Consider the following 11,578-nt stretch of genomic DNA (forward strand, 5'->3'; position numbering starts at 1 on the left):
CGCGTGTCGACAGGACCGCAGGGCAAGCTCCGCCGCCGAAACTCCCTTTCGTTGCCCATGCCCGCTCAAACCAGCAGCACCCCGGAATTCGCCCTGCGCCTGGAAGGTGTGGCGCTTGGCTACGGTGATTTCACCGTCTTGCGCGATATTTCCATGGACGTCCGGGCGGGCCAGGTGGTGGCAGTCATGGGCGGCTCCGGTTCCGGCAAGACCACGCTGCTGCGTGCGGCCACCGGCCAGATCACCGCCCAGCAGGGCCGCGTGCTGGCATTCGGCCAGGATATCGGCGCAGCCTCCCGCGCCGAAGTGCAATCCCTGCGCAAGCGCATGGGGGTGCTGTTCCAGCAGGGCGCGCTGTTCACCGACCTGAACGTCTTCGAGAACGTGGCGTTTCCGCTGCGCGAACACACGCGCATCAGCGAGGCCGAAGTCACCGACCGCGTGCTCGACAAGCTGGATGCCGTCGGCCTGCGCGCCGCCGCGCACCTGAAGGTCTCCGAAATATCCGGCGGCATGGCGCGGCGCGTGGCACTGGCCCGCGCCGTGGTGCTTGAGCCGGAACTCATCCTGTACGACGAACCCTTCGCGGGGCTGGACCCGATCTCGCTGGGCATCACCGCCCGCCTGATCCGCAGCCTTGCCGACCGGCTGGGCTGCGCCTCGGTGCTGATCACCCACGACGTGCAGGAATCCTTTGCCATCGCGGACCAGGTCTATCTGGTGGGCCGCGGCCAACTGGCTGCCGCCGGCACGCCGCAGATGCTGGCCGCCTCGCCGGACCCCTACGTCCAGCAATTCCTCAAGGGCCAGCCGGACGGTCCGGTCGCGTTCCAGTATCCCGAAACGCCCGCCTTCCAGAAATGGCTGTCGCAACAGAAAGGGCGCAAAGCATGAGCGCTTCCAATAACGCCGTCGCCGTACTGGGCCACTGGGTGCGCTCCCGCGTCGCCGGCATCGGCTACTTCACCCGCTTCTTCGGCGCCATGCTGGCGCGCAGCGGCATCGCGCTGTCGCGGCCGCGCCTGGTGTCTCAGCAGGTCCACTTCATCGGCAATTATTCGCTGCTGATCATTGCCGTCTCCGGCATGTTCGTGGGCTTCGTGCTGGGTCTGCAGGGTTATTACACGCTGAACCGCTACGGCTCCGAGGAGGCATTGGGCTTGCTGGTGGCCCTGTCGCTGGTACGCGAACTGGGTCCGGTGGTCACTGCACTGCTCTTTGCGGGGCGCGCCGGCACCTCGCTCACCGCCGAGATCGGGCTGATGAAAGCGGGCGAACAGCTGTCGGCCATGGAAGTCATGGCCGTCGACCCGATCCGCCGCGTGCTCGTGCCGCGCCTGTGGGGCGGCATCATCGCCATGCCCATCCTGGCGGCTGTGTTCTCCATGGTGGGCATCCTGGGCGGCTGGGTCGTGGGCGTGCTGCTCATCGGTGTGGACGCAGGCGCCTTCTGGTCGCAGATGCAGAACGGCGTCGATGTATGGAAAGACGTCGCCAACGGCGCCATCAAGAGCGTCGTCTTCGGCGTCACGGTGACGCTGGTGGCGCTTTATGAAGGCTGGCAGGCCAAGCCCACCCCCGAAGGCGTTGCCCGCGCCACCACGCGCACCGTGGTCGTGGGCTCCCTGGCGGTTCTCGGGCTGGACTTCCTGCTCACCGCCTTGATGTTTGGAAATTGATACGGATCGATCATGTCACGCGAAAAAACCGACTTCTGGGTAGGCCTGTTTGTATTGCTGGGCGCGATCGCGCTTGGGTTCCTGGCGTTGCGCGCCGGCAACTTGAGCACGTTTTCCTTTGCCCCGACCTATACCGTGACCGCCAACTTCGATAACGTAGGCGGCCTCAAGGTGCGCGCGCCGGTCAAGAGCGCCGGCGTGGTGGTGGGCCGGGTCACGGGCATTTCCTTCGACGACAAGACCTTCCAGGCGATTGTGTCGGTCGATCTGGAGACGGCCTACCAGTTCCCCAAGGACTCGTCGGCGGCCATCCTGACCTCCGGCCTTTTGGGCGAGCAATACCTGGGCCTGACCGCCGGCAGCGAGGAAGATAACTTTACCGACGGCGGAAAAATCCGCTATACACAAAGCGCCGTGGTCCTGGAGCAGCTGATCAGCCAGTTCCTGTACGGCTCGGCGGAAAAGCAAGGCACGACCGCCGCGCCGGAATCGGCCCCCAAAGCCCAGGACTAAAGGCGCGGCGCCATCAAGCTGTTACAACGCTGCGTCTCGCCGTCGCGATAACAAAAGAATTGTTGATAGGGATACCCGGAACATGAATAAGAAAGCTATTTCCCGAATTGCCACTGTCGCCGCCGCGGGCGCGCTGATGGCTGGTTGCGCCGCCCCCAAGAATCCGGATCCGCGCGACCCCTGGGAAGGCTTCAACCGCGGCGTCTACCAGTTCAACGACACCGTCGACCGCGCGGTGTTCAAGCCGGTTGCGCAGGCCTACACGTTCGTGACGCCGCAGCCGGTGCGCAGCTGCATCCACAACATCTTCAGCAACGTCGGCGACCTCTGGTCCGGCACCAACAGCTTCCTGCAGGGCCGCGGCCACGACTTCGTCAACACGCTGGGCCGCTTCCTGTTCAACACGACCATGGGCGTGGGCGGCTGCTTCGACGTCGCCTCGGCCAATGGCGCGCGCAAGATCCCCAACGACTTCGGCACCACGCTGGGCGTCTGGGGCTTCAGCCAGGGTCCGTACCTGGTGCTGCCGTTCTTCGGCGCCTCCAGCGTGCGCGACGGCGTCGGCCTGGTCGGCGACCTGTACGGCACCACCTACGGCTACATGGGCGTGGACTCGATCGACAACGTGCGCCTGCGCAACTCGCTGTGGGGCCTGCGCATCGTCGACACGCGCGCCAGCCTGCTCGACACCACCGACACCATCGACCGCGTGGCGCTCGACCCGTACAGCTTCGTGCGCGACGCCTTCCTGCAACGCCGTGCCGCCATGGTGCTGGGCCACCGCGTGGACGAGGAAGGCTCGCTGCCCAACTACGAAGACGACGGCGACGACGACACCCCCGCCGCGCCCGCGCCGGCCCCCGTGCCTGCGCCGCAACCCGCGAACAAGTAAGCTGAGGCCTTGCGCTTTCGGTATTTGAAGGAGATTTGATGCGATTTTCCATTCCCTCTCTGTTGCAGCGGCTGGTTTTCACGGGCCTCGTCGGCCTGGCGGCCGCCACGGCCGCGAACGCCAAGCCGGACCCCAACGGCCCGCCCGAGCAGTTCGTCCTGGCCGCCGCCAACGAGGCCCTCGCGGTCCTGAAGTCCGACGGCGCGCTGCGGGCCGGCAACACCGCCCGCATCAACGAAGTCGTTGACCAGCACATCCTGCCGTACGTCAATTTCCAGAAGACCACGCGCCTGGCCGCCGGCCGCTACTGGCGCCAGGCCTCCGACCAGCAGAAAACCGCGCTGGCCGACGCCTTCCGCGGCACGCTGATCCGCACGTACAGCGGCGCGCTGACCCGCGTCACGTCCAGCACCACCATCACCGGCCTGCCGTTCCGCGGCGATCCCAAGGCCGACGACGTGGTCGTGCGCACCCTGATCAGCCAGTCCAACAGCCAGCCGGTGGGCGTGGATTACCGCCTGGAAAAGACGCCCCAAGGCTGGAAGATCTACGACATGAACGTCGAAGGCATCTGGCTGATCGAGAACTACCGCAACCAGTTCGCCCAGCAGATCAACCAGAACGGTATCGACGGCCTGATCCAGGCGCTGAACCAGCGCAACAAGTAAAGATTCGCTCAGGCTTGCCTCGGCCCGGCGCGACCCCTCGGGGGTCCGCCGGGCCGATTGTTTTGGGGGACGCAACAGTGCGCCGCCCCCATCGCCACCGGGGCCATCCCCGGTTTCCGCCACATCGCGCTTATATAATGGTCAATTCGCTCTTTTCGGGCCATCTCCCCCCGTCATGTCCGCCGTCAGCCTAGAAAACGTCTCCAAGATCTACTCGCCGCGCCAGCGCGGCTGGCAGAAGCTGCTCGGGCGCACGCCCCGGCCCGGCTTCCAGGCGCTGGACAATGTCAGCCTGAATATCGAGCACGGCGAGTTCTTCGGCCTGCTCGGTCCCAACGGCGCGGGCAAGACCACGCTCATTTCCATTCTGGCGGGCCTGGCGCACGCCACCGCGGGCCGCGCCACCGTCTGTGGATACGACGTCGTGGCCGACTACAAGTCGGCACGGCGGGCGCTGGGCGTCGTGCCGCAAGAATTGGTCTATGACCCGTTCTTTACCGTGCGCGAAACGCTGCGCATCCAGTCCGGGTATTTCGGCCTGCGCAAGAATGACGACTGGATCGACGAAATCCTGTTCAACCTGGGCCTGGCCGACAAGGCCAACTCCAACATGCGCGCGCTGTCGGGCGGCATGAAGCGCCGCGTGCTGGTGGCGCAGGCGCTGGTGCACCGGCCGCCGGTCATCGTGCTGGACGAGCCGACCGCCGGCGTCGACGTGGACCTGCGCCGCACGCTGTGGGAGTTCATCTCGCGGCTGAACAAGGCCGGCCACACCATCATGCTGACCACGCACTACCTTGAAGAAGCCGAGGCGCTCTGCAATCGCATCGCCATGCTCAAGGGCGGTCGCATCGTGGCGCTGGACACCACCCAGGCGCTCCTGGCCCGCGTCGGCGGCGTGGACCTGGAAGACGCCTTCGTGCGCATCATGCATCAGGACGACGAGCCCGGCGCGCGCGCCCTGCAACCCGAAGAGATCTCATCATGACCCAGCCCGCCACGTCTGCCGGCCAGCCGCTGGTGCAGCCCCGCCTGGACGCGGGTTCCGGCTTTCCGACCCTGCTGCGCAAGGAATTGCTGCGCTTCTGGAAGGTCAGCTTCCAGACCATCGCCGCCCCCGTCATCACGGCGCTGCTGTATCTGCTGGTGTTCGCCCACGTGCTGGAAGGGCGCGTCACCGTGTACGGCACCGTGCCCTACACGTCGTTCCTGATTCCCGGGCTCATGATGATGAGCATGCTGCAGAACGCGTTCGCCAACCCGTCCTCGTCGCTCATACAAAGCCGCATCACCGGCAATCTGGTCTTCATGCTGCTGCCGCCGCTGTCGCACCGCGATATCTTCGGCGCGTACGTGCTGGCCGCCATCGCGCGCGGTCTTGCCGTCGGGCTGTGCGTGTGGGCCGTGGCGCTGTTCTTCGTGCCGCTGTCGCCCGCGCATCCGCTGTGGGTGCTGGTGTTTGCGGTGCTGGCGTGCGGCATCATGGGCACGCTGGGGTTGATCGCGGGCCTGTGGTCCGAAAAATTCGACCAGCTTGCGGCCTTTCAAAACTTCCTGATCATGCCGGCGACCTTCCTGTCCGGCGTGTTCTATTCCATCCATACGCTGCCGCCGTTCTGGCAAAGCGTCTCGCACTGGAACCCCATCTTCTACACCATCGACGGATTCCGCCACGGATTCTTCTCGGTGTCGGACGTCTCGCCCTGGCACAGCCTGGCGGTGGTGACGGCGGTGTTCCTCGCGCTCTCCGCTTACGCGCTGCGGCTTCTGTCCAGCGGCTACAAACTCAGGAACTGACGTCCATGCTTCCCACTCCCGCGCAAGTCCGCCAATATATCGCTGACGGCCTGCCCTGTGAACATCTCGACGTGCAGGGCGACGGTTCGCACTTTGACGCCGTCATCGTCAGCACCGCCTTTGAAGGCAAGCGCCTGATCCAGCGTCACCAGCTTGTCTACGCCGCGCTGGGCGACCGCATGAAGGCCGAGATCCACGCACTGTCGATGCGCACCCTGACCCCCGCCGAATACAACAAAGCGGGCGAATGATGGACAAGCTACGCATCACCGGCGGCGCGCAGCTGCACGGCGAGATCTCGATCTCCGGGGCCAAGAATTCGGCGCTGCCGATCCTGTGCGCGGGTCTGCTGACCGCCGACACGCTGGTCCTGTCCAACGTGCCGCGCCTGAACGACACCGGCACCATGCTGCGCCTCCTGGCCCGGATGGGCGTGCGCGCCGAGCGCGCCGACGACGGCGTGGTGACGCTGCAAGCCGGCAACGTCGACAGCCTGGAAGCCCCGTACGACCTCGTCAAGACGATGCGCGCCTCGATCCTGGTGCTGGGTCCGCTGGTCGCACGCTTTGGCGAAGCCCGCGTCAGCCTGCCGGGCGGCTGCACCATCGGCCAGCGGCCGGTCGACCAGCACATCAAGGGTCTGGCCGCGCTGGGCGCTGAAATCAGCATCGAACACGGCTTTGTCGTGGCGCGCGCCAAGCGCCTGAAGGGCGCCTCGATCCGCACCGACATGGTCACGGTCACCGGCACGGAAAACCTGCTGATGGCCGCCGTCCTGGCCGAAGGCCGCACCGTGCTGGAAAACGCCGCGCGCGAACCCGAGGTCGTGGACCTGGCCGAACTGCTCATCAAGATGGGCGCCCGCATCCAGGGCCACGGCACCGACCGCATCGTCATCGATGGCGTCGACCGCCTGCACGGCGCCGAACACCGCGTCATCTCCGACCGCATCGAAGCCGGCACCTTCCTGTGCGCGGTGGGCGCAGCCGGCGGCGACATCCTGCTCAAGAACGCGGATGCCGGCATCCTGGGCGCCACGCTCGACAAGCTGGCCGAAGCGGGCCTGACCATCGAGACCGGCCCGGACTGGATCCGCGGCGCGATGGACAAGCGGCCCAAGGCCGTGGGGTTTCGCACGCACGAGTACCCGGGCTTTGCCACCGACATGCAGGCCCAGCTGATGGCGTTGAACGCCGTGGCCGACGGCACGTCGGTCATCGTCGAGACCATCTTCGAAAACCGCTACATGCACGTGCAGGAACTGCGCCGCATGGGCGCCCAGATCGACATCGACGGCCACACCGCCATCGTGCGCGGCGTGCCGCGCCTGTCCGGCGCCACCGTCATGGCGACCGACCTGCGCGCCTCGGCCAGCCTGGTCATCGCCGGCCTGGCCGCCGATGGCGACACGCTGGTCGACCGCATCTATCACCTGGATCGCGGCTACGACCAGATGGAAGTGAAACTGCGCGCCCTGGGCGCGAACATCCAACGAGTTACCGGCAAGGAACAGCGATGAACGGTGCGACCGTCACCCCCCTGACCCTGGCGCTGTCCAAGGGCCGCATCTTCGAAGAAACCATGCCGCTGCTGGCGGAAGCCGGCATCGAAGTCCCGGAAAACCCGGAAAGCTCGCGCAAGCTCATCCTGCCCACCAGCGATCCCGGCCTGCGCCTGATCATCGTGCGCGCCTCCGACGTGCCCACGTACGTGCAGTACGGCGCGGCCGACCTGGGCATTGCAGGCAAGGACGTGCTGATCGAGCACGCCAAGGAACAGCCCGGCGGCCTGTACCAGCCCATCGACCTGAACATCGCCAAGTGCCGCCTGGCCGTGGCCGTGCGCAACGGCTTCGACTACGAGGCCGCCGTCCACCAGGGCGCGCGCCTGCGCGTGGCCACCAAGTACGTGCACTCAGCCCGTGAACACTTCGCGAGCAAGGGTGTGTACGTGGACATCATCAAGCTGTATGGTTCGATGGAACTCGCGCCGCTGGTCGGTCTGGCCGACTGCATCGTCGATCTGGTGTCCACCGGCGGCACGCTGCGCGCCAACGACCTGGTCGCCGTGGAAGACGTCATGCCGATCTCGTCGCGCCTGATCGTCAACCAGGCCGCCCTGAAGACCCGCGGCGACCGCCTGCAACCGCTGCTGGACGCTTTCGCAAGAGCCGCCTCCCGCAACGTCTGATTCCCGACCGTCCGCCGCGCCCGGCGTGGCGGACGTTACCGTTACCCGCTTTGCTCCATGACGCCATGGCCCTGATCAATCGTCTCGACTCCCGCGATCCCGGTTTCAAAACCGCCCTGTCCACGCTGCTGGCCTTCGAGGCCACCGAGGACGAATCCATCGACCGCGCCGCCGCCAGCATCCTGGCCGACGTGCGCACCCGCGGCGACGCCGCGCTGGTGGAATACACGCAGCGGTTCGACCGCATGCCGGACGCGGCAGCGCATACGCTGGAGATCCCCAAGGCCGATTGGCATGCGGCCCTGGCCGCGCTGCCGGCCGCCCAGCGCAATGCGCTGGAAGCCGCCGCCGACCGCGTGCGCGCCTACCACGAGCGCCAACGCGCCGAGACCTGGACCTACACCGAAGCCGACGGCACGCTGCTGGGCCAGCAGGTCACCCCGCTGGACCGCGTGGGCCTGTACGTGCCCGGCGGCAAGGCCGCCTACCCGTCGTCCGTGCTGATGAACGCCATCCCGGCCAAGGTCGCCGGCGTGCAGGAACTGGTCATGGTCACGCCCACGCCTGACGGCGTGCGCAACCCCATCGTGCTGGCCGCAGCCGCCATCAGCGGCGTGGACCGCGTGTTCGCCATCGGCGGCGCGCAGGCCGTTGGCGCGCTGGCGTATGGCACCGACACCGTGCCGGCGGTGGACAAGATCGTCGGCCCAGGCAACGCCTACGTCGCCGCCGCCAAGCGCCGCGTGTTCGGCGTCGTCGGCATCGACATGATCGCCGGCCCCAGCGAAATCCTGGTCATCTGCGACGGCAAGACGCCGGCCGACTGGATCGCCATGGACCTGTTCTCGCAGGCCGAGCACGACGAACTGGCCCAGTCCATCCTGCTCTGTCCCGACGCCGCCTTCATCGAGGAAGTCGAAGCGTCCATCGCCCGCCTCTTGCCCACCATGCCGCGCGCCGACATCCTGCGCGTCAGCCTGGCCAACCGCGGCGCGCTGATCCTTGTGCGCGACCTGGAAGAAGCCTGCCAGATCGCCAACGACATCGCCCCCGAGCATTTGGAGATCTCCACCGAGCAACCCGAAGTCTGGACCGCCCGCATCCGCCACGCCGGCGCCATCTTCATGGGCCGCTTCAGCTCGGAAGCCCTGGGCGACTACTGCGCCGGCCCGAACCACGTGCTGCCCACTTCGCGCACGGCGCGTTTCTCGTCGCCGCTGGGCGTCTACGACTTCCAGAAGCGTTCCAGCCTGATCCAGGTCTCGCACGCCGGCGCGCAGACGCTGGGCCGCATCGCCGCCGAACTGGCGCTGGGCGAGGGCCTGCAGGCGCACGCCGCCAGCGCCCAGTACCGGATCGACAAGTCATGACCGTTGGACCGGCGGACGTCGCCGGCCGCATTAAAGGCACCGTCCGGGCGGACATTCGCGGATTGGCGGCATACCCCGTCGCCCATGCCGAAGGCTGCATCAAGCTGGACGCCATGGAATGCCCGTACGAGCTGCCCGAGGCCGTGCGCGACGACATCGCGCGCGCCGTCCGCGACACGCCGCTGAACCGTTATCCGTCCGCCGACCTGTCGGCGCTCGAGGCCGCCGTCAAGATGGCCTTTGGCGTGCCGGACGCCGCAGACGTGCTGTTCGGCAACGGCTCGGACGAGCTCATCCACCTGATGGTGCAGGCGTGCTGCAACCCGGGCGACGTGGTGCTGTCGCCGTGGCCGTCGTTCGTGTACTTCGACATGGCGGCCCGCTTCGATCATGCGCGCTTCGTGGGCGTGCCGCTGACAGCGGACCTGGCCCTGGACCTGCCGGCCATGCTGGCCGCCATCCGCGAACACCAGCCCCGGCTCGTGTTCTTGGCCACGCCCAACAACCCCACCGGCGGCCTGTGGTCGCCGGAAGACGTCAACGCCATCATCCAGGCCGCGCCCGGGCTGGTGGTGATCGACGAGGCCTACCAGCCGTTCGCCGACTACACGTTCATGCCGCGCGTGCTGGATGCGCCCAACGTGGTGGTCATGCGCACCGTGTCCAAGATCGGCCTGGCCGGCTTGCGTTTCGGCTACCTGGCCGGGCATCCCGCGTGGATCGCCGAACTGAACAAGGTGCGTCCGCCCTACAACCTGAACGTACTGACCCAGGCGACGCTGCTGGCCGTGCTGCGCCACAAGGCCGTGCTGGACGACCAGGCCGCACGGCTGCGCGCGGACCGCGAACCGCTGGCCGCGGCGCTGGCGCAACTGCCCGGCGTCAGGGTATTCCCTTCCGCCGCCAACTTCATACTCGCCCGCTTTTCCGGCAAGCTCGACGGCAACGCCGTGCATCTTGCCCTGAAAGCGCGCAAAATATTGATTCGCAACTTCTCCAATGCCCACCCGCTGCTGGCCGACTGCCTGCGCATTTCGGTGGGCGCCCCGGCCGAGAACGCCGCCTTGCTGGCTGCCCTGCAAGAGATCTTGAGTGCTTAACATGCGTACCGCAGAAATCACCCGCAACACCAACGAAACCCGCATCCGCGTGGCCATCAACCTTGACGGCACCGGCAAGCAGACGATCGACACCGGCGTGCCCTTCCTGGACCACATGCTGGACCAGATCGCGCGTCACGGCCTGATCGACCTGGACATCAAGGCCGAGGGCGACCTGCACATCGACGCGCATCACACGGTGGAAGACGTGGGCATCACGCTGGGCATGGCCATCGCCAAGGCCGCGGGCACCAAGGCGGGTCTGCGCCGCTACGGTCATGCGTACGTGCCGCTGGACGAAGCCCTGTCGCGCGTCGTGATCGACTTCTCCGGCCGCCCTGGCCTGGAATATCACATCCCCTTCACGCGTTCGCACATCGGCAGCTTCGACGTGGACCTCACGCGCGAATTCTTCCAGGGCCTGGTCAATCACGCGCTGATCACCATGCACATCGACAACCTGCGGGGCTTCAACTCGCATCACCAGGCGGAAACCGTGTTCAAGGCCTGTGGCCGCGCGCTGCGCATGGCCCTCGAAGTCGACCCCCGCATGGGCGACGTCGTGCCGTCCACCAAGGGCGTGCTGTAACGCTGTAACGTACGCATTCCACCTTCGCACCGCACCAGGCAGACAGAAGTGACCACTATCGCCATCGTCGACTATGGAATGGGCAATTTCCATTCCGTCGCACGCGCCCTGAAATACGCCGCGCCTGACGCCGACATCCGCATCTGCAACCAGCCCCAGGAAATCGCCGCCGCCGACCGCGTCGTGTTCCCGGGTCAGGGCGCCATGGCGGACTGCATGCGCACCCTGAACGAATCCGGCCTGCGCGACGCCGTCGTGCGCGCCGCCCGCGAGAAGCCCCTCCTGGGCGTCTGCGTCGGCGAACAGATGCTGTTCGAATCCAGCGAAGAGGGCGGCACCGCCTGCCTCGGCCTGTTCCCGGGGGTCGTGCGCCGCTTTTCCGGCCCCGGCTTTGCCGACCTGATCCCCGCCGACGACGAGGCCTGCCTGGCCGACACGGGCGCGGCCGGCCTCGTGGACACCCGTCCCGAGCGCCTGAAGGTTCCGCACATGGGCTGGAACAAAGTCCGTCACACCCGCTCTCACCCGATCTGGGACGGCATTCCGGACGACTCGCACTTCTATTTCGTCCACAGTTATTACGCCGATCCGGCCGATCCGGGCCTGACGGTTGGTGAAACCGATTATGGCGTCGCCTTTACCTGCGCGGTGGCGGCAGCTAACATTTTCGCGGTGCAGTTCCACCCCGAAAAAAGCGCCGAGCACGGTTTGCGCCTGTATCGCAATTTTGTAGACTGGCAGCCCTAGGCCTCGAGCCGCGTGCGCCAGCCCGTTCAACCC

At 66.8% G+C, this 11,578-nt stretch carries 14 protein-coding genes; all 14 read left to right on the plus strand.

From position 1 onward, the window contains the following. Window positions 1–57 precede the first annotated feature (57 nt). Window positions 58–894 (plus strand): ABC transporter ATP-binding protein, encoded by an 837-nt coding sequence (locus tag HV681_RS15455; RefSeq protein ID WP_175123900.1) that lies wholly within the window; start codon window positions 58–60, stop codon window positions 892–894. Next, the gene (gene mlaE / locus HV681_RS15460) at window positions 891–1,679 is read left to right on the plus strand and encodes a lipid asymmetry maintenance ABC transporter permease subunit MlaE (RefSeq protein WP_175123901.1); all 789 of its coding nucleotides are present in this window, start codon (window positions 891–893) and stop codon (window positions 1,677–1,679) included. The genes HV681_RS15455 and mlaE overlap by 4 nt, the downstream gene beginning before the upstream one ends. A gap of 12 nt (window positions 1,680–1,691) precedes the next feature. Further along, window positions 1,692–2,192 carry an outer membrane lipid asymmetry maintenance protein MlaD gene (gene mlaD, locus HV681_RS15465; RefSeq protein ID WP_175123902.1) on the plus strand — a complete coding sequence of 167 codons (501 nt, stop codon included), beginning with the start codon at window positions 1,692–1,694 and terminating at the stop codon, window positions 2,190–2,192. 82 nt (window positions 2,193–2,274) lie between these two features. Then, complete coding sequence (locus HV681_RS15470) at window positions 2,275–3,084, plus strand: MlaA family lipoprotein (protein WP_175123903.1); 810 nt, start codon at window positions 2,275–2,277, stop codon at window positions 3,082–3,084. 38 nt (window positions 3,085–3,122) lie between these two features. Further along, window positions 3,123–3,752 carry an MlaC/ttg2D family ABC transporter substrate-binding protein gene (locus HV681_RS15475; protein WP_175123904.1) on the plus strand — a complete coding sequence of 210 codons (630 nt, stop codon included), beginning with the start codon at window positions 3,123–3,125 and terminating at the stop codon, window positions 3,750–3,752. A 175-nt stretch (window positions 3,753–3,927) separates the two neighbouring features. Next, window positions 3,928–4,740 (plus strand): ABC transporter ATP-binding protein, encoded by an 813-nt coding sequence (locus HV681_RS15480; protein ID WP_175123905.1) that lies wholly within the window; start codon window positions 3,928–3,930, stop codon window positions 4,738–4,740. Then, a complete protein-coding gene (locus tag HV681_RS15485) occupies window positions 4,737–5,549 on the plus strand; it encodes an ABC transporter permease (protein WP_175123906.1) in 813 nt (270 codons plus the stop codon). The genes HV681_RS15480 and HV681_RS15485 overlap by 4 nt, the downstream gene beginning before the upstream one ends. Window positions 5,550–5,554: 5 nt before the next feature. Further along, on the plus strand, window positions 5,555–5,800 hold the full coding sequence (locus HV681_RS15490; protein ID WP_175123907.1) for a BolA family protein: 246 nt from the start codon (window positions 5,555–5,557) through the stop codon (window positions 5,798–5,800). Then, window positions 5,800–7,068: a UDP-N-acetylglucosamine 1-carboxyvinyltransferase gene (gene murA, locus HV681_RS15495; RefSeq protein WP_175123984.1), complete on the plus strand. Its 1,269-nt coding sequence runs from the start codon at window positions 5,800–5,802 to the stop codon at window positions 7,066–7,068. Before HV681_RS15490 ends, murA begins: the two co-directional genes overlap by 1 nt. Next, the gene (gene hisG, locus HV681_RS15500; protein ID WP_175123908.1) at window positions 7,065–7,739 is read left to right on the plus strand and encodes an ATP phosphoribosyltransferase; all 675 of its coding nucleotides are present in this window, start codon (window positions 7,065–7,067) and stop codon (window positions 7,737–7,739) included. The genes murA and hisG overlap by 4 nt, the downstream gene beginning before the upstream one ends. A gap of 65 nt (window positions 7,740–7,804) precedes the next feature. Further along, window positions 7,805–9,109 carry a histidinol dehydrogenase gene (gene hisD / locus HV681_RS15505; RefSeq protein ID WP_175123909.1) on the plus strand — a complete coding sequence of 435 codons (1,305 nt, stop codon included), beginning with the start codon at window positions 7,805–7,807 and terminating at the stop codon, window positions 9,107–9,109. Then, window positions 9,106–10,209, plus strand: coding sequence for a histidinol-phosphate transaminase (gene hisC, locus HV681_RS15510; RefSeq protein WP_175123910.1), 1,104 nt, complete (start codon window positions 9,106–9,108; stop codon window positions 10,207–10,209). Before hisD ends, hisC begins: the two co-directional genes overlap by 4 nt. Before the next feature lies 1 nt (window position 10,210). Continuing rightward, window positions 10,211–10,798 (plus strand): imidazoleglycerol-phosphate dehydratase HisB, encoded by a 588-nt coding sequence (gene hisB, locus HV681_RS15515; protein ID WP_105236925.1) that lies wholly within the window; start codon window positions 10,211–10,213, stop codon window positions 10,796–10,798. Between the two features lie 48 nt (window positions 10,799–10,846). Further along, window positions 10,847–11,545, plus strand: coding sequence for an imidazole glycerol phosphate synthase subunit HisH (hisH, locus tag HV681_RS15520; RefSeq protein WP_175123911.1), 699 nt, complete (start codon window positions 10,847–10,849; stop codon window positions 11,543–11,545). The last annotated feature ends 33 nt before the right edge of the window (window positions 11,546–11,578 follow it).

The organism is Achromobacter animicus, from assembly GCF_902859585.1.
In the GTDB taxonomy this organism is placed as follows: Bacteria; Pseudomonadota; Gammaproteobacteria; order Burkholderiales; family Burkholderiaceae_B; genus Achromobacter; species Achromobacter animicus.

What these genes read in the sequence shown, in the direction of transcription:
- mlaD (WP_175123902.1), top strand. Translation starts at nt 1,692, where the DNA reads ATGTCACGCGAAAAAACCGACTTCTGGGTAGGCCTGTTTGTATTGCTG.
- hisB (WP_105236925.1), top strand. Translation starts at nt 10,211, where the DNA reads ATGCGTACCGCAGAAATCACCCGCAACACCAACGAAACCCGCATCCGC.
- HV681_RS15480 (WP_175123905.1), top strand. Translation starts at nt 3,928, where the DNA reads ATGTCCGCCGTCAGCCTAGAAAACGTCTCCAAGATCTACTCGCCGCGC.
- HV681_RS15470 (WP_175123903.1), top strand. Translation starts at nt 2,275, where the DNA reads ATGAATAAGAAAGCTATTTCCCGAATTGCCACTGTCGCCGCCGCGGGC.
- HV681_RS15485 (WP_175123906.1), top strand. Translation starts at nt 4,737, where the DNA reads ATGACCCAGCCCGCCACGTCTGCCGGCCAGCCGCTGGTGCAGCCCCGC.
- HV681_RS15475 (WP_175123904.1), top strand. Translation starts at nt 3,123, where the DNA reads ATGCGATTTTCCATTCCCTCTCTGTTGCAGCGGCTGGTTTTCACGGGC.
- HV681_RS15455 (WP_175123900.1), top strand. Translation starts at nt 58, where the DNA reads ATGCCCGCTCAAACCAGCAGCACCCCGGAATTCGCCCTGCGCCTGGAA.
- hisC (WP_175123910.1), top strand. Translation starts at nt 9,106, where the DNA reads ATGACCGTTGGACCGGCGGACGTCGCCGGCCGCATTAAAGGCACCGTC.
- murA (WP_175123984.1), top strand. Translation starts at nt 5,800, where the DNA reads ATGGACAAGCTACGCATCACCGGCGGCGCGCAGCTGCACGGCGAGATC.
- hisD (WP_175123909.1), top strand. Translation starts at nt 7,805, where the DNA reads ATGGCCCTGATCAATCGTCTCGACTCCCGCGATCCCGGTTTCAAAACC.
- hisG (WP_175123908.1), top strand. Translation starts at nt 7,065, where the DNA reads ATGAACGGTGCGACCGTCACCCCCCTGACCCTGGCGCTGTCCAAGGGC.
- mlaE (WP_175123901.1), top strand. Translation starts at nt 891, where the DNA reads ATGAGCGCTTCCAATAACGCCGTCGCCGTACTGGGCCACTGGGTGCGC.
- HV681_RS15490 (WP_175123907.1), top strand. Translation starts at nt 5,555, where the DNA reads ATGCTTCCCACTCCCGCGCAAGTCCGCCAATATATCGCTGACGGCCTG.